Genomic DNA, 8154 nt, shown 5'->3' on the forward strand with positions numbered 1-8154 from the left:
GTTGTTTGGTCATCTGACACCTCGATCTGGCGAGTATTCTCGCCTAAAAGGGTGTCCGGTTTCATTAGACCACTACAGACACACCATAAAAAAGGCGCCACTAGGGCGCCTAAACCATCTCCACAACCAAAGGAGAAACACAGAGATGGGGTGTATCTGGTAAGCGAACATTTGTTGCTAGCTAGCGATCGTTAATGGACTGGCAGTGGTTACTCAACAATAAATAGAACCTAATCCAAATAAGATTCGAAAATTTCTGCACTCGTCGTCACTTGGCAACCATTAAACACATGCGCTTCAGAAAACCTACCATGGCTACCTTAGTCTATCTTCCGTGTGGGCAGTTAGTACCCATAACCCTGTACTCTACAGTGTTGAGCTTGCCAGCCGAATCTTCAAAGGTCATACGCGAAGGCGCAACAGCACAGTTTATATTGGCTTGCGTCATACTGACGACCTTATGAATATCTAGGTCCATACCATATTTATAATGAACAATTTCAGGGTTAGACTTGCCGTTTTTCAAGGCGTACTGCTCCATCGCCTGCTGGTTCTCTTGCATCATCCGACCGTAAACGCGATCACCACCTCCTTCAGCCATTGCCAAAGACGACAAGGCCAATATTGAAATGGTAAAAAATGCTTTAAATACTTTCATGATTGTCTCCTAGTGCTCACTTACTTCTGACTAGAGGATAACGAATCATACCTTTCAGAATGCTGCCGCGAATATTACTTATGTGTCAGGTATTGTGAGCCCGGCTCCTGGCTTGCAAGGTGTCTAGAGCGTCCGGGGCGATTCAGACAGTTGCTACCGCACCAGTGGGTAGCTCCATCGCATTGATCAAATGGGCTTAACCCACTAGATTTCCCATTTTTTCCTCTGTCGTTGACTAGATTTTCTTAACCGCGCCAAGATTTTCTTAAAATGTGCGCCGAACACTCAGAAAATATTAACCGAAAATGTAAGGGAACGGTGAACACACCTTACGAACTCCCAAATTAAGGGCGATGTTGTCCGCCTATTTTTAATCGGACGCGATAGCCCTTAAATGCGCCAACGAAGCTCTTACTCCAAATCGTTCAAAGCCTAGGTTGTCCAGGCGACAGCGGTCTAGATTTGCTCCAGGATGAATTTCTCAGGGATGCGCTCACAGGACGTGATTCATGCAAGGTGACTTGGGAGTACGCTTACGTCAGTTCACCATCCGCTTACCGTCATACAGCCTTCACGCTCAGTACACTGATCGCGCAAGGGAAAATTTTCTTTCCTTTAACACTGTTTTAAGCCATTAAAGGAAAGTTTTCTTTTCCTTAATGCTGGAGTTTGGGACGTGTATTGACTGGACGCTTACCCGAAAATGGCCGCGCAACCACTATTTTTGGGCTTTCCGCTTATTGGCGGTAAGCGTCCCGCAATCACACCTTGCCGCATTGCGCTTTCTGGACGACCTGGGCTTTGAACGTTTTGGGGTAAGAGCTACGTTGGCGCATGGAAATCCTAGCTATAAGGGTGATCGCGTTCGCTTAAAAATACGCGGACACCATCGCCCTTAATGCTGGAGTTCGGTAGGTGAGTTACTGCTATGGGGCATCTCAGCCAGAACGCAGTCACTGAGTGCGAGCTACCCAACTGAGCTGGGCTTTGAACTGCTGAAAAGCACGGTTATTGGTAGAAGGCTGCCGACCCGTAGAACTCAAGCTGAGTATAATCTTCCTCTTTCCTTCGAAGCTGACGGATTAAATCAAATTCTCTTCCAGTTTTGGAGGCAAGGTCGTCTGCGATCTCTAATGTAGATCTCCTAATTGCAAGCATCGCCATCTTATAGGCGTCGAAATAAGAGTTCCCAGCCGCCAAATTGAAAGCTAGATAAGCTCCGAACGCTGCTGCTGGATAACCCATGACAGGCCATAGATGGGAAATTGTCGCTTGATCTGCGCTCGCTAAACCTGGGGCTATACCGATTTTTGGTAGAAAACCGCGTTCCTCAAATCGCGCTCCATCACAAATGTTTAGAAATGCTAATCGCCGTTTATCCATGACTGGAGCCTGCTCCCATAGATCCTCAAGCGAAACGGATAAATTATCCCCGATGTGCATTTTCACATGTTTAGGAGACCAGTGATCAAACTCACCGTGGGATGCGACCCAAATAATATCGTACTTAGGGTCTTTATAAGCGTCGATGAAGCTTTGTTGCGTGGCTTCGGTGAAGAAGACCACTTTGACGGTGGCTCCGGCAGATTCAAAGATGTGCTTAATTACTTCGGCCTCAAGTTCTTCTGTAAGACTTCCGCCGCCACACCAAATCAAAACATTTTGCGGTTTCCTGTCGGGTTTTGGAGTGGATAACGATGAGGTTAGCGGCCATGTTTCACCCCACACTTTAAGCTGTATCGCTTGCAGCGGGGTGCACTCAGTATCAAGAATCAACTGGTATAAAGGTTTTGCGTTGAACGGAAATGGAGAAAAGCAATAGCTTCTAGTTAGGGCTGTTTCGTATTCTGTAGAATTCCCATACTTAGGGATTCCTATTCTATTTGGAATTGTTAGACTAGAGTTGTCGGAATAAGCGATGGTTTTTGCCACGCCTAAAAAATGGTTGCTTGATTGTACCAGTTGCTCGATAAAAGTCTGAGTATCACGCTCAATGAATATTTTCTCGTCGCCTAAAGCTGCGAGATAGCCATGCTCACCGAACGGAATAGATATGTACAGATCTTGTGCATTGATATTGGAGTTGGCTGTCAGCAACTGGTGCCACAGCAGTAAACCGTCAAGCGTGACGTGGGTTTTACCGGCGTTCAAGCTGTTGACGACAAACGGCAAAATTGAGCCGCTCCGCATTGCTGCATCACGAAAGAAAGTAATTCCGTCAAGCTTTGACTTATAGAAACCTTGGACAAGGTTTATCTTTCTGAGAAGCGCGGATGGGTCTCCATCCTTATTGCCTGCATAGATAGTGGCTAGCAGTTGCAGCTTATGCGGCTCAGCGAGGTTTTCATTGAAGTCGGCGAGTGCCTTTGCTGCCCACTCATGCGATGCTTTGCTTGAGAACGTACTTGCTGTGGTAGACAAGGTGTAATAATGAACGGCACGGACTTCATCTGGTAGAGTATTTTTGCCAGCGACAGACTCTAGGTATGGAACGAAAGTCTTGGCCAAGTCAGGCGCTTCTTTTGCTGCCCAGCATGCCATTTGACTTCCAAGATTTGCTTCGTCAATGTAGATGTATTCCGCAGGCAGATTCATCGTGTCTGTAAAAGTCGATGCGGCGAAGGGCCATAGCTCGCGTGCTATATTGTTCATGGCTGTTCGCTCGCGAGCGTAGTAGTAGAAGGCGCTGAAGAATTTCACCATCACCGGCACAAACCCTGGCCAGGTTCTTACCACCGCTGATGAATAGAAGTCAAAGATTCTCCCTAGATGTAAATTTTTTGAGTGACTGTCTCTGGTGTCTTCTGATAACGCCCATCCAATCCAGCTCCCCATATCAGTTAGTTCATATATACGGTATGACGCGTGAAGTGTTTCGGTAGCAAAAATGAACTGGTAATAGTGGGGCAATAGACTGTCTTCGGCAGGGGCACTATTTTGCTGATCAATTATAAGGCAGATTAGGCGTCGGACTTCTGCATGCGAGATGGATGAAGCTAAAGTGGCGTCACGGAAAACTTTGTCAAAGTGCTCATGCAGAATCGCTAGGCTTTGTTCGAGGTTCAATACATTGCTTCCTTCTAGTCTGCATTGATCAATTTATGTATCCGTTGGCCTCAGTCGGACTGCTCCTCTCTATGGGCACTGTCAATGTCGAGCACCTAAACTGGCTGTGGATGTTTTGGCCGCTGTCAATCCTACCTGCAATCGGCAGGATTTATGTCAACCTTTGCCCCAATCATTGACAGTCAATCCAGTTCAGTAAGTATCGGGCGGTAGCCCCGGTTTCGCGGGGGATTTCGGTGTCAATGGTGATTGGACATAGGTGATACCATGCATTACTGGCCCGATGATCCGCTGGTGGCCGAAGCCACGGCGCGGATCAAGCCGCGTAAGGTGTAGCGACCGGGCGTACGCATCGCGAGCAAGCCCGCTCCCACAAAAATTGCGCAGATCTTGTGGGAGCGGACTTGCTCGCGATGGCATCAACGCGGTGAGTAGAGCTTCACGACCCGATATAGCTGGTCTTGACCACGGTGTAGAATTCTTGCGCATAGCGGCCCTGCTCGCGCGAGCCATAGGACGAGCCTTTGCGCCCGCCAAACGGCACGTGGTAATCCACACCCGCCGTGGGCAGGTTGACCATCACCATCCCTGCCTGGGAATGACGCTTGAAGTGATTGGCATATTTGAGCGAGGTCGTGGCAATACCCGCCGACAAGCCAAACTCGGTGTCATTGGCCATCGCCAGGGCGGCTTCGTAGTCTGCAACCTTGATGATATTGGCTACCGGGCCGAACACTTCTTCGCGGCTGATGCGCATGTCGGCCGTGCTGTCGGCAAACAGGGCCGGGGCCAGGAAATAACCCTCGGTATCGCAGGTCACCAGGCTGCCTCCGGCAACCAGGCGGGCGCCTTCGTTGCGGGCGATGTCGATGTAACCCAAATCCTGGTCGAGCTGCGCTCGGGACACCACCGGGCCGATATCAATCCCGGCCTGCAAGGCATGCCCGACCTTGACCGAACGCATGCGTTCGGCCATCGCCTCGACGAATTTGTCGTGGATGCCCGCGGTAACAATCAGGCGGCTGGAGGCGGTGCAACGCTGGCCGGTGGAGTAAAACGCACTCTGCACCGCCAGTTCGACCGCTTGCTTGAGGTCGGCATCGTCGAGGATGACCTGTGGGTTTTTACCGCCCATTTCCAGCTGCACCTTGGCCTGGCGCGACACACAGCTGATGGCGATCTGGCGACCGACGCTCACCGAGCCGGTAAAGCTTATACCGTCCACTTTCGGGCTGTTGACGATAGCGTCGCCAACCACGCGGCCGCTGCCCATCACCAGGTTGAACACGCCTGCCGGGAAGCCTGCGCGAGCAATGATCTCGGCCAGTGCCCAGGCGCAACCCGGTACCAGATCGGCCGGCTTGAACACTACACAGTTGCCATAGGCCAGGGCCGGGGCGATCTTCCAGGCGGGGATGGCGATGGGGAAGTTCCATGGCGTGATCAGGCCAACCACGCCCAGGGCTTCACGGGTGACCTCCACATGCACACCGGGGCGCACCGAAGGCAGGTAATCGCCCGACAGGCGCAGGCATTCACCGGCGAAAAACTTGAAGATATTGCCGGCACGGCTCACTTCACCGATGGCTTCGGGCAGGGTCTTGCCTTCTTCACGAGCCAGCAGGGTGCCCAGTTCTTGCTTGCGGGCGAGGATTTCGCTGCCGACCTTGTCCAGCGCATCGCTGCGCGCCTGGATGCCGGAGGTCGACCAGGCAGGGAACGCAGCCCGTGCCGCATCAATGGCAGTCTGGACCTGGGCGACGTCAGCCTTGGCATATTCGCCAATCACATCGCTCAGGTCGGAGGGGTTGATATTGGTGCTGTATTCAGTGGCTGTTACCCACTCGCCACCGATGTAATTGTCGAAACGCTTTGAACCAGTCATCAAATTTCTCCACACGTGGACAGGCATCGATTTCCAGTAGTTATACGTCATCGTACGACTTCAGGCAAAAACAATCGGCGCGGCGAAACTGAGCGAGGGAGGGAACCGTCTGATTGGGTTTCAACTGTGGGAGCTAGCCTGCTCGCGAAGACTGTATTCGCGAGCAGGCTAGCTCCCACAGGGTCAGTCTGCAGGCAGCAGCAATCGGGCCAGCACCGGCAGGTGGTCGGAGATGGTCTGGGTGTCTTCCTGGCGCACATAGCCTTCGATGCGCTGCAGCTTGGGGCTGTGGAAGAGGTAGTCGAGCGTACGGTCGGGCTCGTCCGCGTCGGGGAGATTGGGAAAGTGGGTCAGCCACAGTTCGCGGTCGATGCCGGTAGCTTCAGGGTTGCTGGGGATCATCGGGTACTTTTCCCAGAGCAGGTGCAACTCGCTGTCTTGCGAGTAGCCCTGGCGCAATGGCTCGGGCAGGCGCAAGTACTGGCCGATGGGCAGCAGGTTGAAGTCCCCGCCGATCAACCACGGCGTGCCCTGGCCTTCCAGCTTGTCGGCCAGTTCGGCGACAGTCTGCATTTGCAGGCGCAGGTTGCTGTTGTTGGCGGAGGGCGCATCCAGTTGTGTATTGATTGCTGCCAGTTGCCCGCCATCATTGAGCGGCAGGTAGTTGACCAGCAGCGCAGGCCTGGGCTGGAACTGACGGCTGAGAAAGTTGGTATCGGCCAGGGGCAATTGCAGACGTTCTGCGTGTTCGATCTGGAAGCGGCTGAGGGTGACCAGAGAGCGTCCGACACTGCCGAAAATATGCCAGTCGGGCACAAAGTCGGCCTTCCAGGTAAAGGCCTGGGTGCTGCAGGGGTAGAGGTCGATCAGGCGTTCTTGCAGCAGGGCCAGCTGGTTCTGGTAATCGCTGGCCTTGGCGTTGTCATCGACTTCCTGCAACAGCACGAGATCCGGGCGTTCGTCACGTATGACCCGCGCTACCTCATCAAGGCTGAAGGCCATGTCTTCCCGGGTGGGGCGGGTGTCAGGGCCGCTGCCGTCAGCCAGGTTGTACCAGAATACATAGCGCTTGCCGGCCAGGTACTGGATGTTCCACGTCATTACCTTGAGCGCCTGGCCTGGCACCAGCACCGGGGCGGTGCCAGGGCACGTCAGGGGCAGCACCTCGCGGGCACCGGGCCGCCATGTAACGCTATAAACCAGACATGCCAGCAGCGCTGAGATCAGCAGCAAACCTGATGCGGTGCGGCGTAATAAACGTGACATGAGCTCGACTTAATAACGTTACAGGGAAGGCTCGAACATACCCGACGGCAGTGCGGCCTTCCAAGGTTCTTTGTGTAGGAAATTTCTGTTTTTATAGTTCTGACTTTTCGCTGATCAACATAAATAAACGAAACAGTACGACGGAAACAAACAACTGCAAGAAGCTGTTGGCGCTATCGAGTGCCAGCGATAGCAGTGTGTTGTCGTCTTTGGAAAACAGGGTGTAACTGAATTCCTTGAGCAACATCAGCGGGCCCAGTACGGCCAGTATGCAAACGAAAATCCGCCAGAAATGCCCGCGGGTCAGGGTGAAGCTCGATTTCATGGCCGCCAGCGGAGCATCACCACGCAATACCAGTCGGTACTCGGAGAAGGCCAGTACCACGGTCAGGAAAATGCCCGGAATAAAAAACATCGACAGCCCCAGCACGATCAGCAGCGTGCTGATTGCCGAGAGCAGGGCGAACTTGGGCCAAAGATTAACCGCCGAGGCCAGCAGGTCGCGGTTGCGCGGGCTTTCGCCCTGGCTGCGGGCATCGAGAAACAGGATCAGGGCGGCGGTGTACAGAGGGTACAGCAGCAGCCCGACAACCAGGCCATAACCGGGCGATGCATCCGGGCCTGCGGCGTTGTCGACAATGTGCTGCAGCACAGCTTCAAGGATGACCAGCGGCAGGCACAGCGTTACGATCTGGCTCAGATTGCGCTGGAAGAAGTACAGGGAGTCGCGAAGAACAGTCAGCGGATTCATTGGCAGTTGTCAGCAGTCAAGAGCGGTGCGTCACTTTAACCGATGAGACGCCAAGATGAACAAAAGTTCACGCAGGCCTGATGCTGTTGAAACGGGTTGTAGTGCCCCAATAACGCGTTTGAGCTTCTGCGTAATGCAAGGGGCAGGTTTCTATCTGCAATCGAAAGAGGTTGTCATGAACAGCGAAGAGCAAAGCCTGATTGACGGGTTGTTTACACGGTTGCAGCAGGCCGAGGCAGGATCAGCCCCGCGCGATGCCCAGGCCCAGGCGCGGATCAATGAACATCTGGCGCGTCAGCCTGCGGCAACGTACTACATGGCTCAGGCGCTGCTGGTGCAAGAGGCTGCGCTCAAGCAACTCGACCAGCAGAACAAGCAATTGCAGGCAGAACTGGCTCAGGCGAAGGCTGCTGCGGCACCTGCGCCATCTGGGGGGAGCTTTCTGTCGGGACTTTTTGGCGGTGGCGATCGGGTATCGGCCCCCACGCCCGGCCCAACGTCGGGCACCGGGGGCTGGCGTGATGGCCC

General features: G+C 53.5%; 6 protein-coding genes. 1 reads left to right on the forward strand and 5 read right to left on the reverse strand.

The genetic code is table 11. The annotated features are described in order from the left end of the window. Positions 1 to 325 precede the first annotated feature (325 nt). The 5 genes from GHO03_RS22745 to GHO03_RS22770 form a co-directional block, all read right to left on the reverse strand. On the reverse strand, positions 326 to 658 hold the full coding sequence (locus GHO03_RS22745; protein ID WP_153400566.1) for a DUF2790 domain-containing protein: 333 nt from the start codon (positions 656 to 658) through the stop codon (positions 326 to 328). Positions 659 to 1666: 1008 nt separating this feature from the next. Then, positions 1667 to 3724, reverse strand: coding sequence for a CHAT domain-containing protein (locus GHO03_RS22750; protein ID WP_256668746.1), 2058 nt, complete (start codon positions 3722 to 3724; stop codon positions 1667 to 1669). A gap of 439 nt (positions 3725 to 4163) precedes the next feature. Then, a complete protein-coding gene (locus GHO03_RS22760) occupies positions 4164 to 5609 on the reverse strand; it encodes an aldehyde dehydrogenase family protein (RefSeq protein WP_153400567.1) in 1446 nt (481 codons plus the stop codon). A gap of 183 nt (positions 5610 to 5792) precedes the next feature. Next, entirely contained in the window at positions 5793 to 6875 is a 1083-nt protein-coding gene (locus GHO03_RS22765; protein ID WP_095018410.1) for an endonuclease/exonuclease/phosphatase family protein, read from the reverse strand. 91 nt (positions 6876 to 6966) lie between these two features. Then, a complete protein-coding gene (locus GHO03_RS22770) occupies positions 6967 to 7626 on the reverse strand; it encodes a YciC family protein (RefSeq protein WP_094999402.1) in 660 nt (219 codons plus the stop codon). 175 nt (positions 7627 to 7801) lie between these two features. Between GHO03_RS22770 and GHO03_RS22775 the strand changes: the two genes are divergently transcribed. Beyond that, the coding region (locus GHO03_RS22775; RefSeq protein ID WP_153400568.1) for a DUF2076 domain-containing protein at positions 7802 to 8154 on the forward strand (353 nt) is incomplete at its 3' end.

Origin of the sequence: Pseudomonas sp. FSL R10-1339 (genome assembly GCF_009600545.1) — a bacterium.
In the GTDB taxonomy this organism is placed as follows: Bacteria; Pseudomonadota; Gammaproteobacteria; order Pseudomonadales; family Pseudomonadaceae; genus Aquipseudomonas; species Aquipseudomonas bubulae.